The organism is Flavobacterium alkalisoli (assembly GCF_008000935.1).
Classification (GTDB): Bacteria; Bacteroidota; Bacteroidia; order Flavobacteriales; family Flavobacteriaceae; genus Flavobacterium; species Flavobacterium alkalisoli.
On record NZ_CP042831.1, the window covers coordinates 2387738 to 2400758 of the forward strand.

A 13021-nucleotide genomic window follows, 5' to 3' on the forward strand; every position below is an offset into this window, starting at 1 on the left:
TTAAATGTATAAGTCTGTTTAGTTATGGCCCGGGGCATATTTTTTAGCGCTCTTGTCGCCGTTCATTTTTTTAGCCTGTCCGGGAGGCAGTGGTTTACTGTTTGTTCTGGCACTCTTAGTACCTACGCTTGCACTGGCACTGGCTTTACAACCGGTAAAGCTGGCAGCAAATACTACAAGAAGGCAAAACGCCGCAATTTGTTTTAGTTTCATAGTTGGGAAAAGTTAGTTTTTTATAACGGAGCGAATTTATGGTAAAATTTAGTATTCACACAAAATTTTTATCTAACTCATCATAAAATTAATAAGGAAAAAGCCGTACAATGCTGCTAAAACAGCAACCATCACGATTTTTTGTGTTCGTGTAAGCAAATCGATGAATTTGTAAACCAAAAACAAATGGATAATTCCTATAAGGAGGTAAATTCCCTGCCAGATAAACATTTGTTTTTCGAGTCTTTCGGCACCAACGGCCCCTGATCCATAAATAAAGAAGCATAAAAAAACAAGCAGTATGGGTAAAAGCCACGGTACAGAAAGGTTTAGCAGCACAGTAAGTATTCTGGTAAGTGTTTTCATGGTTTATAGCATTTTACCGTTATCATTTATAGTCTTTTTTTCCTGTTCTATTTTATTATCTAATGAAGATACTATAGCGCTACCCGCAATAAGGCATACATAGAGACACATTGAATAAAAGAAATCAGGTATAGAATCGGCAATTTCTATTTGTCTTTTTATTTCAAGCCTGTTTTCTTCCATTAGTGCATGTAGTTTTACTATACCTGTACTGTCGCTTGGTGACATTACCTTTTCTAGCTCCCTGAATTTGTCCTGTTGCCTGTATATAGTATTTACATTCTCAACAGCTTCTTCATTCTTACTAGTATTATAATAACAAAATGCAGCTATTCCTAAAAACAGTATAGTGGCAATAAACTTTAACGAGATAAGTAATTTTAGGTTCATTTAAAGGTGTGTTTATTTTATGGTTACTTCTGCATATGTTTATGGCTTACCACGCCTTCTTTTTTAATGCGGCTTAATGCCCAGTTCTCAAGTATACTGTCGGCTTGTTGCAGGGTTAGTTCTTTTTTGTCAGTAATACTTGAAGACTTGGTTTCACCTGTTGCGGTTTTTTCCATTTCACTTTTAGGGCCTTTAAAGTAGTAAGGTTTTATTACTTCAAAAGAAACGGTACTGTCGTTAGAAAAATGAGCACTGTAAGCCAGTTGCTCGTAGATGTCCTTATTAAGTTTACGCCTAAAGATGTCGGTTTCTAAATGTTCAGTTTTGTTATCGCCCATGGGAAAGATAATCTTTGAAGCATGATACGATCCGGTTTTTTCATCTTCATTTCTTACTTCCCATACCATTCCGCCATGTGTAATCATGTCAAACTTAATGGTAGGTACTCCCAGCTTTATTCTTTGTTCGTTAAAGCTTTTCCCATAGCCGGGATCCTCTATACATCCGGTAACGGTTAATAAAGATGCGGTTGCAAACAGTAGTGTAAAAAGGCGTGTAGGTTTCATTAGTTTGTGTTGATTATATTTTTACTTTATAAAACTCGGATTCATAATTAAGGTAAATATAGCCATATAAGTGTATACAGAGAAAGGAATAAAAGTAAGATAAAGTGTTTAATAAGATGGTTTAGCTTTTATAAATATAACAATTTATATTTGCCATCAGATAACCAATTAAACACACCAATGAAACCATGTTTAAAATGCAGTAATATGCTAACGGATGATGCAACTTACTGCCATGTTTGCAACACAAAACAATCTGAAGGCTTTGAAGCTTTTGAAACGATGGTAAAGCCCAAAGATACTTTTCTTAAAGTATTATGTATACTTACTATAATTGTAATGGGGTTTAACCTTCTAGGTTTACCTTTTAGTATTGTGGCACTTTCAGGCATAGGACTTGAATATTCTGTATGGCTAATAGTTTTAGGGGCATTATTTTCGGCAACAAAACTTACTGGAGCCATTTTAATGTTAAAGAAAAAGCTCATAGGACTTTATATTTATACTGTTGTAGCAATACTGAGTATAGGCCTATATCTTTATACTAATCTTACCATTAATATTCCAAATCTTACCAGCAATCTTCCTGAAGGGCCATCTCTCATAATTTCTTATGTTAGTATGGGAGTAAAAATAATGTTTAGTATAACTTTTATAATACTTTACTGGCTTCCGGTTAACAGAAGGTTATTGTCATAAACATAGATATATAATAATATTTAAATCCCTGCACCATGCAGGGATTTTTGTTATATATACAATTTTGATTTTGTGTGAAGTAAGCTTAAATTTTAAATTAATAAAAAGCTTAACCTACATATTTCCTTACATTTCAACTTTTTTGATAGTTTTACGGCTGTGTTAAACTAATATGTTGCATATATGGGTATTAAGAGCCGCCTGGTGCTTATGAACTTCCTGCAGTTTTTTATATGGGGTTCGTGGTTAATTTCGTTAGGTAACTATATGGGTGCCACGTTAGGATTTAGCGGTATTCAGATAGGCGGAGTATATACCACTATGGGTATAGCCTCATTATTTATGCCCGGACTTTTAGGTATTGTTGCCGACCGATGGATTAACGCCGAAAGACTCTTAGGACTTTGCCATTTGGCTGGGGCGCTATTACTTGTTTATGCTACAACGGTACACGATTATTTTTGGTTTTATATCGTTATGCTTTTCAATGCATGTGTATATATGCCTACCATTGCACTAAACAATTCGGTTTCCTATAATGTACTGGAGAAAAAGGGTTACAGCATAGTTACCGATTTTCCGCCAATACGCGTGTGGGGAACGGTAGGTTTTATTGCAGCCATGTGGGCGGTAGATTTTTTGGGATGGACCCAAAGTGCCAGCCAGTTGTATGTTGGGGCATCGGCATCGTTGTTTTTAGGATTATATGCCTTTACCATGCCACCTTCGCCACCATTGCAAAAGCAAACCGAAAGAAGCCTTATGTCCTCTCTGGGCTTAGATGCTTTTGTGTTGTTTAAACAACGCAAAATGGCAGTTTTCTTTATTTTTGCCATGTTGTTAGGGGCTGCATTACAAATAACAAATGCTTTTGGCGGTCCGTTTCTGGATGATTTTAAAAGTGCCTATCCCGATTCGTTTGGGGTTAAACACCCTAATTTACTGCTTTCTATTTCTCAGGTTTCCGAAACCTTTTTTATACTACTGATTCCTTTCTTCTTAAAGAAATACGGTATTAAAACGGTAATGCTTTTCAGTATCCTGGCGTGGGTATTCAGATTCGGGCTGTTTGGCATTGGTAATCCTGATGACGGACTGTACCTGCTTGTCCTTTCGATGATTATATATGGTATGGCTTTCGATTTCTTTAATATATCAGGTTCGATGTTTGTGGAAAAAGAAGCCGATCCAACTATACGCTCCAGTGCACAGGGATTGTTTATGATTATGACAAACGGACTTGGTGCTTTTGTGGGAGGACTTGCCAGCGGATGGGTAGTAGATCATTTTACCGCTAACGGTATCCGCGACTGGCAAAGCATTTGGTTTACGTTTGCCGCATATGCTTTAGTGTTGGCTGTAATTTTCCCATTTGTATTTAAAGTAGAGAAGGAGTAGGTTCACTACTCAGTAAGCAGGTGTTACAGTCCTTGCGAGGTACGAAGCAATCTTTTCATGTTTTGTATTGCTTCATTCAGTTTTGTCATTTTTCCTTAAAAACGTCATTTCAGCGAAAAAATATGCATTTCGTCGTGTTTTTTATCTAAAATCTGATAGGTGAAACTTGTGAGACTATGTAAAAAACGTAGAAGATTCTTACTAAAAATCCTTTTTCGTTATTTAAGTCTCATATTATGTAGGAAAAATCAACATATAAATAAAAATTTAATATTTAGTTTCTTACAAAGAGTTTTTTTACTACATTCGTTGCGAGCATAATTAGCTAAAAACCACCGCCTTATAATGAAACAGATGCCCCTTTTACTGTTTTCCGTAATGCTATTTTTGGTGGGTTGCAAGCAGGAACCCAAGCATACCGCGGAAATCGTGCCTGTGGTACCACAGGTAGAATATACTATTAGCCTTCAGCCATACAATGGAGTATGGGTGCCTAAAGAGTATGTAGATTCACTAAAAACAAACCGTTCACCATTCGCTTCGTCTAAATTCCTTAAAGGAATAAACAGTGTTGTTATTAAGGCAGCACCAGACCAGGCAGAAACACCTATAAAGATATATTACGGTATTGAAGGAGAGCAGGGAATGCTTATACAAAAAGATGCCGAACCTTATATATCTTACACCACACTGGAGGGTACTCTTGAAGAAAGAATTTACCTTAAAAACAACATACTTTCGTTTGACCTTAACGGACACAGGGCCGAACTTATAAGAGTAGCCGATGTACCGAATGCCAAAGACGAGTCGAAGGGGGTAAGCGATGTTACCAATAAGATTTTATTTGCTAATAAAAGTTACTCATGCCATTGCCCGCAAATGGGAGGCTATACTACCAATATTCAGCTGAATCCTGACGGATCGGCTAATAATCTTTTTGGTTACGATAATTATGAGGTGGCAACCGTATTTGTTTCTGATATCTATCCTATGGATAAGATTTACTTTAAAAAAGGAAGCGAGTGGGGCAAGAGCTTTCATTATAGGGTAGAGGGCGATAAGCTAAAGCTTTTTGAGGTTATTATTACTGATAACGAAATGGACGTAAAGCCGTTTTGTACGCTGGAGGAAACACAGTTCTTTAAACTTACTCCAGATGAAAAGCTTTCGTACTTTGAGTCTAACAGGAAAAACCTTGATGAACTGGTAGCCAATCATTATGACGAGTATGCTACAATGGGAGACCTTATGGAAATTACAGGTGTACTGTCGTCGTTAAAAGAGCAAAGCGAGAACCTGACTTTTTATATGTATGTTGCGGGCCAGATTTATACTAACAAAATGGCCGATGCTTCTAATCCTATAGGTGAAACCGTGGTGATGAGTACAGATGATTATTTTTATGACATCTTTATAAAACGACCGGAGTTGTTTTATGCTTTTGTGCAAAACAATAAAAATCCGTACATACAAAAAAGGCTTTGGCAAACCGTACAGGACCGTGTAAATATGCACGAGGCAACTGTAGACGGTATTAGCTATAAAGACTCGTTACGCACAAATCATATCCAGTACTGCAAAGGATATGAAAAAGCAGTTATTGCTTTTTTAAAGTAGTTTACCGTTTATCGATTAATTTGTGTGTTTTATCATATAATTCGCACAAATTAATTAAAGTTTAAATGCCCGAATGGGCTATTCTTTTAAATTTACTATGGTTACCCGTAAACGGAAACGCGACATAGTAATTATCTTGTGTTAGTTAATATATATACCACTATATGACCCTAAAAGAAAAGCTGGTTTATTCAGTTCCCGAATTTGACTTTAAGGAATTTGAAAACGATGATGATTTTATTATAATCTGTTTCTTCGCTATCTTCATAGCAAACAATATTCATAATGCCGATTTATCCAATCGATGTGCCGACTGCGTTAACTGGGTATATACTACAAAACATCCTGAACACGAAGCTATACTGGAGCAAATAGCACTTACCCTTTTTGACGAAAACCTGTATGAGGAAACTTTTATAGCGCTTTTAACTACCGATGTGCAAAAGTACTTTGAAAAGTCTATTGCCATGTGGAGGCAGGGGAGTGTGCAGTAAACAGTAATCTTTTAATAAAGGAGAATATTTACATATTCTATAATTGCAGTTTGATAAGCTTGATTATTTTTGGAACATGAAAAAGATATCAAGTGACGCCCCAATATTATTGGCTAAAAGAATACCTTATTTAATATTGGTGTTTATAGTAATAGCTATACTCTTTAAAATATTTGATGAATTTAAAACCAGAGATTTACTGTCCTATTTGCTGCTTGGTGGAATGTTATTTATAGCGTGGTTAAATTTAAGGACATTAAAAGTGGTTTACGCAGATAAAAATCGCTTTGTAGTTAATGGGCAGGAAATATTTTTTAAGGATGTATTGTCTATAAGGAAGTCTATTTTAAGTCGTAAGATATATGTGGTTGAATATAATGAAGGAAATGAAGTAAAAAAGTTTCGATTTTCGGTTAATAGTTTCATGTCTTTTACACCAGGTTTTATAAAAGACATTAAAATACAAATTAAAGAACAACAGGATAAATTAAGGGAAGAGCAATAATCGTATTGTCTTTACTGTTTATAGTATAACCTAATAACACCTTATGAAAAGAATAGCCTTACTAATTTTTGTTTTGTTTATAGGTATATATTGCCGGGCACAGGTTAAAACCTATGTTTGTAAATATATTTTAGATGGTTACATAGAGCATACCGATTATATCCAACTTACTTTTAAAAACGATACCCTGACAAAGGGAGTATATTGTGGTAATTGGGATGGAGTTAGTTTTGTAGCCGATATTGAAACTGCTGAAAGTAAAGACTGTAATGATAGTTACAATTTAAAATTTCATCTAAAAAATTATAAGTTCAGTAAAGAACCTGTTAGCCCTTATGTAAAGCCAGACTTTATTGAACCCGAACCCAATGATGATGATTTACCAATGGAATTTCATAGTATAGGGAGAGAGGTGAATAGTTATTGGGGTAAAGTAAGCGATAAAAAGCTATTGCTTAAGGTAGCTATGTGGTTTTATGGCTCACGAACAGACGAATTGATTTTTAATAGGATTGAGGATGAATAGATCATTTTTCTTTTCAAAGCACAAGTCTAGCAGATCACGAGCAACAAACTGTGACTGAAAATTTTAGCAAATAATCTAAAAATAGCTTACCTCACCATAGAGAAGTGGCCTTTAAGTTCGCGGCCATCCTGACGTTTTACTACAAACCAGTAATCCGTACTTGGCAGTCGGTTACCGTGGAAGGTACCATCCCAGCCTTCATAGTTAGGGCCAAAGGCAGTAATAAGCTTACCATACCTGTCAAAAATATAAATTTCCATATCAGGTTCGTGTATAGAGTACTGTATACGCCACCTTTCGTTTACCCCGTCGCCGTTTGGCGTAAAGAAACGAGGGTAGGTAAGCAGGTATACTTCGCCCAAATCGTTACCACAGTTGTATTTGTCCCTTACATAAACGTTGTATGGTCCGGCAGTAAGTCCGGTAAACTCAGGCGAATCCTGATAGACAATTCCGTCCAGAGAGTATTCAAAATCCTGAGGGTATGGTGAAGGCTCTACCATTACGGTTATGGTATTGTCGCTGGTAGTCCAGTCGGTAATATCAATATGCTGTATACGCGGTATGGCTGTAGTAGTAACACTAATTGTTTTAGTGCTTTCGCATCCGTTGGCGTTTGTTGCTGTTATGGTATAAGTACCCTGTTCTGATAATGTTATAGACTGTGTAGTTTCACCTGTAGACCATTCGTAGCTATCAAACCCATTAGGGGCGGTAATGGTAACATCATCGCCTTCACAAAGGGCATAGGTGTCTTCCATGTTAAGTATTGGAGCTTCCTGCAATATCAGTTCAAAAGTACTTACAGAAACACAATCCGGGTTAGCGCTGTGTGTAGCGCGTGCATATATGGTTGCGTTACCTGATGTGTACATATCCGGTAGCGGGTTGCTTAGCGTTTCGGCATCAGCCTGGGTAAGGTGGAACGTTATGGTCACCAAATCAGGATCCTGAGCGCCTAATACAAAAGCAGCCTGTGCTGCCAGGTTAAATTCCTCTTCGCCGTCATTACTAACATCACATTTAGAAATATCAGGCGCGTCATAAGCGGTTACCAGCGATGGAAGGTCGTTTACATTAAAAATCATAGGTACCACATTTCCACAAGGATCTTCTACCTGTACCGTATAAGAGGCAGGTTCAAGCCCAAGGAAAGTATTACTGGTTCCGTTATTTATGGTAAAGGGTTCCCCGTTCTTTTGTATTATGGTGTAGGTTAATGGTTCTACACCCAGCGCATTTACCATAACATCGGAGTTTTCGTTGCCGTTGCATGATATATTAAGGATATCTAATATTTCAAGCCCATTGGGTACTTCAAATTCTTCAATACTTGTTGAACAAATCTTTTTGTTTACCCCATAGCCATAAGCTTCAAAGGTTTTTAATACCCTAAAACTACCATTATAAGGAATGCTATAGGCGGTTTGGTTATTAAGTAGCTGCATGCCGGTTACACCTTCTTCCGGTGTAGTACCTTCGGTATAATCATCACCTATGCCAGGTGTGGTCCATGCGCCTGTTGTTTCATTATATTGTTGCAGCCAGAATTTTACCTGATTTATGGCATTACTGGAATGTGCCAGGCTAATATCAAATGAACCACATTGCAGGGTAACATCAACATCTGTTGAATTTACCTGATATGCTGTAAAAGTTTCTGAAAAAGTTTGTGTACCACAAGCATCAACTACTTCAAAAGTATATGATCCCGGTGGTAGCCCGTCCATATATGCTGCCGTGTTATTGAGTAACAGAGGAGTCATGTCAAAAGGAATAGGTTCGGGAAAACCTGATGGTGCCGCCGTTACCGTAACTTGGGTAACCGGTGTATTTGTTGAGAATACAGATATAGTTACGGCTCCTTCTCTGCAATCTACACGCGATCTGGCGTCTGCACTTCCATCGCCAACTTCAATTACAAAAGGTATAGGGTCGTATACTTTTCCGCATACATCACTAACTACCACAACGTAGCTGCCTACCGGCAGGTCCATTTCAAGTTCGTTAATAGGCTCTTCTGCTTCCATATCGTAAACATAAAACTCCATTATGTCATCCGGTAGCGGATTAGGATAAGTATCGGGAGCTACCACAATTTCTGCCGTTGCCATTTCAAGCCCCGGAATTGATATTACAACAGAGCCTATATCTGTGCCGCATTCTGCATTTGTAGGTGTCGCTGTAGGTATTACTTCTATTTCTTCTATTTCTATGGTAAATGGTTGAGTGCGTCCGCATGCATCGGTTATAGATCCGGTATAAGTTCCGTATGGGCATTCATAATCGTCATCACCAAAGGCAATTTCCTGTCCGGCATTTGCGGGGTTAATTGTAAAAGGCCCGGGATAGTCAGGATTTGCCACAGCAGGGTCCCACCCGGCAGGATAGGAGTCAAAAGTTATGGTAAACGGAGCCACATATTTGGCGGGATATATAATAAGTTTTTTACCAAAACAGTTGGCATTATCAAAGAGGGCAACCGCTACCATAGTTATATTCACGGTACAGTTTGCCGTATAAGTATTACAGGAGTCTTCTACAGTAATAGTATATTGGTAAGTTTCTCCATAATAAAAAGGTATTACGGCAAACGTTTGTAATGTATTTGGATCATAACCTCCTGTTACGGTAACAGGTGTACTGCCATCGGGTGGATATACGGTAATCGTTATTGTTAGAGGGAATTGGGCAGGATTGCCATCAACTGTCATTAATGAATTTGTAACGGTTAACTGGTCACACGCCGGAAGTTCGTTGTCGGGAAATCCCGGAGCGTTACTTAATACAAGTTCCTGTGTCTGCGAAAAAAGTGTAATAGACTGCGTAACACCAAATCCGCAGGCATCATTTACCCTTACGGTATATGTACCCGGAGAAAGATTAGTAAATGAAGGAGTTGGTTGTGGAGGAAATGTAGCCGGACCTGCAATAATTTCATAGCTAATGGGTGTACCCTGTGTTACGGTAACATTTATAACTCCGTCATTGCATTCGGGGTCTGTTTTAGTAAGGCTATAGGTTATAGTTTGTGTATGGTCTTCTATAATAATTTCTATAGGGTCAGATAATGTTGCGTTTTGTTTTGCAACTACCTGATACGTGCCATCTGTAAGGCCGGTTACGTTAGGATTTGTTGAGTTCCATATTGGGTTAGCTAAATCAGGCTGTTTGTAGACTAAATAATATACATCTATACCAGCCTGTGCATTTTGTGCCTGTAAGTTTATGGTACCGTTACCGGGGCATGTTTCATCGGTTTTAGATGTCATACTAACGGTAAGCTGTGCCGATGCTGCGACGCTAAAAAAAAGCAAAAGAAGGGTTAGTACAAAATTCCGGGAGGGAAGCTGTATTTTCAAAGGTTTTGATTTGATTGATAATTTCATAAATAAAATTAAGTTTTTAAGACTTAATTTCAAGTTTTTTTCCGCTTCTAAGGTAATTAAAATAATTTATATAAAATCTATGTTAAATAATTTGTTTATAAAAGTTATATGTGTAACACTAATTTTAAATTTATGGGTGTGATTAAGACATGATTTGAATGTTGCTAAAAGCTTGTTTGTAAATGTTTTGCATAATGATAATATTTTTGTACCTTTGCGCACCTTTTAGCGGGACAGGTTTCTAAAAGGTTTATAATCATATATGTAAAACGCTTCCGGTAGTTTTGCCACTGCTTAAAGAAACCAGGTAAGGCACGGAATACAAATTTTTAATCAGCAATGTCTGAACAAGTAAAAACACAAGAGGAATTTTTAAAAGAGTTTAACTGGCACAACTTCGAAGAAGGTATTGATCCTGTAGATGAGCAACACCTTAAAGAGTTTGAAGATCTGGTTGAGAAGACTTTCATTTCAACAGACAATGACGAAGTAGTAGAAGGTACTGTAGTTAGAATCACTGACAGAGATGCTATCGTTGACATCAACGCTAAATCTGAAGGTGTTATCTCTTTAAACGAGTTCCGTTACAACCCTAACCTAAAAGTAGGGGACAAAGTAGAGGTATTAATCGACGTTCGTGAAGATAAATCAGGACAGTTAGTATTATCCCACAAAAAAGCACGTACAATTAAAGCTTGGGACAGAGTTATCAACGCTCATGAAACAGGTGAAATCGTTAATGGTTTCGTTAAGTGCAGAACTAAAGGTGGTATGATCGTAGACGTATTCGGTATCGAAGCTTTCTTACCGGGTTCTCAAATCGATGTTAAGCCTATCAGGGATTACGACCAATATGTAAACAAAACTATGGAGTTCAAAGTTGTTAAAATCAACCACGAATTCAAAAACGTAGTAGTTTCACACAAAGCGCTTATCGAAGCGGATATCGAAGTACAGAAGAAAGAAATCATCGGTCAGCTTGAAAAAGGACAAGTACTTGAAGGTGTTGTTAAAAACATTACTTCTTACGGTGTATTCATCGACCTTGGAGGTGTTGATGGTCTTATCCATATTACTGACCTATCTTGGAGCAGAATTAACCACCCAAGTGAAGTTCTTGAACTTGACCAGAAACTTAACGTGGTTATCCTTGATTTTGATGATGAGAAAACAAGAATCCAACTTGGTCTTAAGCAATTAAACGCTCACCCATGGGATGCACTTGATGCTAACCTAGCGGTAGGTGACAAAGTTAAAGGTAAAGTAGTAGTTATTGCTGACTACGGTGCGTTTATCGAAGTTGCTGAAGGTGTTGAAGGTTTAATCCACGTTTCTGAAATGTCTTGGTCTACTCACTTAAGATCTGCTCAGGATTTCGTTAAAGTTGGTGATGAAGTAGAGGCTGTTATCTTAACTCTTGACAGAGAAGATCGCAAAATGTCTCTAGGTATCAAACAACTTTCTCAAGACCCTTGGACTGATATTACTGCAAAATACCCTGTAGGTTCTAAACACACAGGTATCGTTAGAAACTTTACTAACTTTGGTATTTTCGTAGAATTAGAAGAAGGTATTGATGGTTTAATCTACATCTCTGATCTTTCTTGGACTAAGAAAATCAAGCACCCATCTGAGTTTGTAAACGTAGGTGATAAACTTGATGTTGTAGTTCTTGAGCTTGATGTAGAAGGACGTAAACTATCTCTAGGCCACAAACAAACTACTCCTAACCCATGGGATAAATATGAGGAGTCTTTTGCTGTAGGTACTGTTCACACAGGTGAGATAGCTGAGATCGTTGACAAAGGTGCTACTGTAGAGTTTGGTGACGATATCGTTGCTTTCATCCCTACAAGACACCTTGAGAAAGAAGATGGTAAAAAACTTAAAAAAGGTGAGTCTGCAGACTTCAAAGTAATTGAGTTCAACAAAGAATTCAAGAGAGTTGTAGCTTCTCATACTGCTATCTTCAGAGAAGAGGAAGAGAAAAATGTTAAGTCTAACAACGACTCTAACAATAACTCTAACAACAATGCAGAGAAAACTACTCTAGGTGATATCGATGCATTAGCAGAATTAAAAGAAAGAATGGAAAAAGGTGAGAAATAATCACTGATTCCTCTTTAAATATAAAGCCCCAACATTGTTGGGGCTTTTTTTATGTCCTTAGTATTTCAAAACCCTAAGGTTCTAAGTTGTTGAGTTGTTATCCTGAACGTAATGTAATGAAGTGAAAGATTTCTCAACTGCCTGCTGCGACTGAACACTTAATATTACTTAATAACTTCAAACTCCATATTACCGTCTTGTGCCATATCAATTCGCAGGGAGTTATTATACCATAACTTATTAAGGTTTATATGGTTTTGGCCCACATCAAAAAGGCACTTTACCGTGTCGCGGTCGTGTGAGGTCCATTGTATATAAGTAATGGGGTAAGGTTCTTCGGGTGAATGGTTGGCATAAAACTGAATGCGGTACAATCCGTCCATAGTATTTTGGTATACAAAAAAGTTGCGTGGCGAGTCGCGTTGCGGATTATAAATTTCATACTCCACATTATTAACCACATAAAACAACTTAATGCTGTCGGGCACTATACAATCAACATGCGAAGGATTAAGCAAATCTTCACCCTGTTTGTTTTTTAATATAACCGTAAAAGTGTCGGTTATGTTCATACAGCAAATGTCGTTGTCTTCACCTCCGCAGGAAAACAGGCAAAACAAACCTAAAAGCACTATATACTTTTTCATGGCTGTAAACAATGTGTATTCGCTCAAATATAAATACTTTTTGTAAAGGCTGTAAAAGAGGTATAATAAGTTTGTGTTATCATGTAGGGTAAAATAAAACAC

At 37.4% G+C, this 13021-nt stretch carries 13 protein-coding genes; 7 read left to right on the forward strand and 6 right to left on the reverse strand.

All coding sequences use genetic code 11. The features are described from left to right. Nucleotides 1-18: 18 nt before the first annotated feature. The 4 genes from FUA48_RS10640 to FUA48_RS10655 all read right to left on the reverse strand — a co-directional run bounded on the left by FUA48_RS10640 (nucleotide 19) and on the right by FUA48_RS10655 (nucleotide 1535). Nucleotides 19-213: a hypothetical protein gene (locus tag FUA48_RS10640; RefSeq protein WP_147583512.1), complete on the reverse strand. Its 195-nt coding sequence runs from the start codon at nucleotides 211-213 to the stop codon at nucleotides 19-21. A gap of 72 nt (nucleotides 214-285) precedes the next feature. Further along, nucleotides 286-579, reverse strand: coding sequence for a hypothetical protein (locus tag FUA48_RS10645; protein WP_147583513.1), 294 nt, complete (start codon nucleotides 577-579; stop codon nucleotides 286-288). Nucleotides 580-582: 3 nt separating this feature from the next. After that, nucleotides 583-969, reverse strand: a complete 387-nt coding sequence (locus FUA48_RS10650; RefSeq protein ID WP_147583514.1) for a hypothetical protein — start codon at nucleotides 967-969, stop codon at nucleotides 583-585. 23 nt (nucleotides 970-992) lie between these two features. Then, the gene (locus tag FUA48_RS10655) at nucleotides 993-1535 is read right to left on the reverse strand and encodes a hypothetical protein (protein ID WP_147583515.1); all 543 of its coding nucleotides are present in this window, start codon (nucleotides 1533-1535) and stop codon (nucleotides 993-995) included. A gap of 180 nt (nucleotides 1536-1715) precedes the next feature. Between FUA48_RS10655 and FUA48_RS10660 the strand changes: the two genes are divergently transcribed. The 6 genes from FUA48_RS10660 (at nucleotide 1716) to FUA48_RS10685 (ending at nucleotide 6774) form a co-directional block, all read left to right on the forward strand. Next, complete coding sequence (locus FUA48_RS10660; protein WP_129750214.1) at nucleotides 1716-2234, forward strand: hypothetical protein; 519 nt, start codon at nucleotides 1716-1718, stop codon at nucleotides 2232-2234. Between the two features lie 183 nt (nucleotides 2235-2417). Then, nucleotides 2418-3632, forward strand: a complete 1215-nt coding sequence (locus FUA48_RS10665) for a nucleoside permease (protein WP_147583516.1) — start codon at nucleotides 2418-2420, stop codon at nucleotides 3630-3632. Between the two features lie 345 nt (nucleotides 3633-3977). After that, nucleotides 3978-5249 carry a hypothetical protein gene (locus tag FUA48_RS10670; protein ID WP_147583517.1) on the forward strand — a complete coding sequence of 424 codons (1272 nt, stop codon included), beginning with the start codon at nucleotides 3978-3980 and terminating at the stop codon, nucleotides 5247-5249. Between the two features lie 164 nt (nucleotides 5250-5413). Next, nucleotides 5414-5743 (forward strand): hypothetical protein, encoded by a 330-nt coding sequence (locus FUA48_RS10675; protein ID WP_147583518.1) that lies wholly within the window; start codon nucleotides 5414-5416, stop codon nucleotides 5741-5743. Between the two features lie 76 nt (nucleotides 5744-5819). Beyond that, nucleotides 5820-6248, forward strand: a complete 429-nt coding sequence (locus FUA48_RS10680) for a hypothetical protein (RefSeq protein WP_147583519.1) — start codon at nucleotides 5820-5822, stop codon at nucleotides 6246-6248. 43 nt (nucleotides 6249-6291) lie between these two features. After that, a complete protein-coding gene (locus FUA48_RS10685; protein ID WP_147583520.1) occupies nucleotides 6292-6774 on the forward strand; it encodes a hypothetical protein in 483 nt (160 codons plus the stop codon). A gap of 86 nt (nucleotides 6775-6860) precedes the next feature. Here FUA48_RS10685 and FUA48_RS10690 read toward each other — a convergent pair whose 3' ends face one another. Continuing rightward, the gene (locus FUA48_RS10690) at nucleotides 6861-10163 is read right to left on the reverse strand and encodes a T9SS type B sorting domain-containing protein (RefSeq protein WP_147583521.1); all 3303 of its coding nucleotides are present in this window, start codon (nucleotides 10161-10163) and stop codon (nucleotides 6861-6863) included. Nucleotides 10164-10502: 339 nt separating this feature from the next. Between FUA48_RS10690 and rpsA the strand changes: the two genes are divergently transcribed. Next, nucleotides 10503-12272, forward strand: coding sequence for a 30S ribosomal protein S1 (rpsA, locus tag FUA48_RS10695; RefSeq protein ID WP_147583522.1), 1770 nt, complete (start codon nucleotides 10503-10505; stop codon nucleotides 12270-12272). Nucleotides 12273-12436: 164 nt separating this feature from the next. Here rpsA and FUA48_RS10700 read toward each other — a convergent pair whose 3' ends face one another. Next, nucleotides 12437-12919 (reverse strand): hypothetical protein, encoded by a 483-nt coding sequence (locus tag FUA48_RS10700; protein ID WP_205729404.1) that lies wholly within the window; start codon nucleotides 12917-12919, stop codon nucleotides 12437-12439. Nucleotides 12920-13021: the final 102 nt, after the last annotated feature.

Coding starts and splice junctions, on each gene's coding strand:
- FUA48_RS10640 (WP_147583512.1), bottom strand. CDS start 213: ATGAAACTAAAACAAATTGCGGCGTTTTGCCTTCTTGTAGTATTTGCT.
- FUA48_RS10645 (WP_147583513.1), bottom strand. CDS start 579: ATGAAAACACTTACCAGAATACTTACTGTGCTGCTAAACCTTTCTGTA.
- FUA48_RS10650 (WP_147583514.1), bottom strand. CDS start 969: ATGAACCTAAAATTACTTATCTCGTTAAAGTTTATTGCCACTATACTG.
- FUA48_RS10655 (WP_147583515.1), bottom strand. CDS start 1,535: ATGAAACCTACACGCCTTTTTACACTACTGTTTGCAACCGCATCTTTA.
- FUA48_RS10660 (WP_129750214.1), top strand. CDS start 1,716: ATGAAACCATGTTTAAAATGCAGTAATATGCTAACGGATGATGCAACT.
- FUA48_RS10665 (WP_147583516.1), top strand. CDS start 2,418: ATGGGTATTAAGAGCCGCCTGGTGCTTATGAACTTCCTGCAGTTTTTT.
- FUA48_RS10670 (WP_147583517.1), top strand. CDS start 3,978: ATGAAACAGATGCCCCTTTTACTGTTTTCCGTAATGCTATTTTTGGTG.
- FUA48_RS10675 (WP_147583518.1), top strand. CDS start 5,414: ATGACCCTAAAAGAAAAGCTGGTTTATTCAGTTCCCGAATTTGACTTT.
- FUA48_RS10680 (WP_147583519.1), top strand. CDS start 5,820: ATGAAAAAGATATCAAGTGACGCCCCAATATTATTGGCTAAAAGAATA.
- FUA48_RS10685 (WP_147583520.1), top strand. CDS start 6,292: ATGAAAAGAATAGCCTTACTAATTTTTGTTTTGTTTATAGGTATATAT.
- FUA48_RS10690 (WP_147583521.1), bottom strand. CDS start 10,163: ATGAAATTATCAATCAAATCAAAACCTTTGAAAATACAGCTTCCCTCC.
- rpsA (WP_147583522.1), top strand. CDS start 10,503: ATGTCTGAACAAGTAAAAACACAAGAGGAATTTTTAAAAGAGTTTAAC.
- FUA48_RS10700 (WP_205729404.1), bottom strand. CDS start 12,919: ATGAAAAAGTATATAGTGCTTTTAGGTTTGTTTTGCCTGTTTTCCTGC.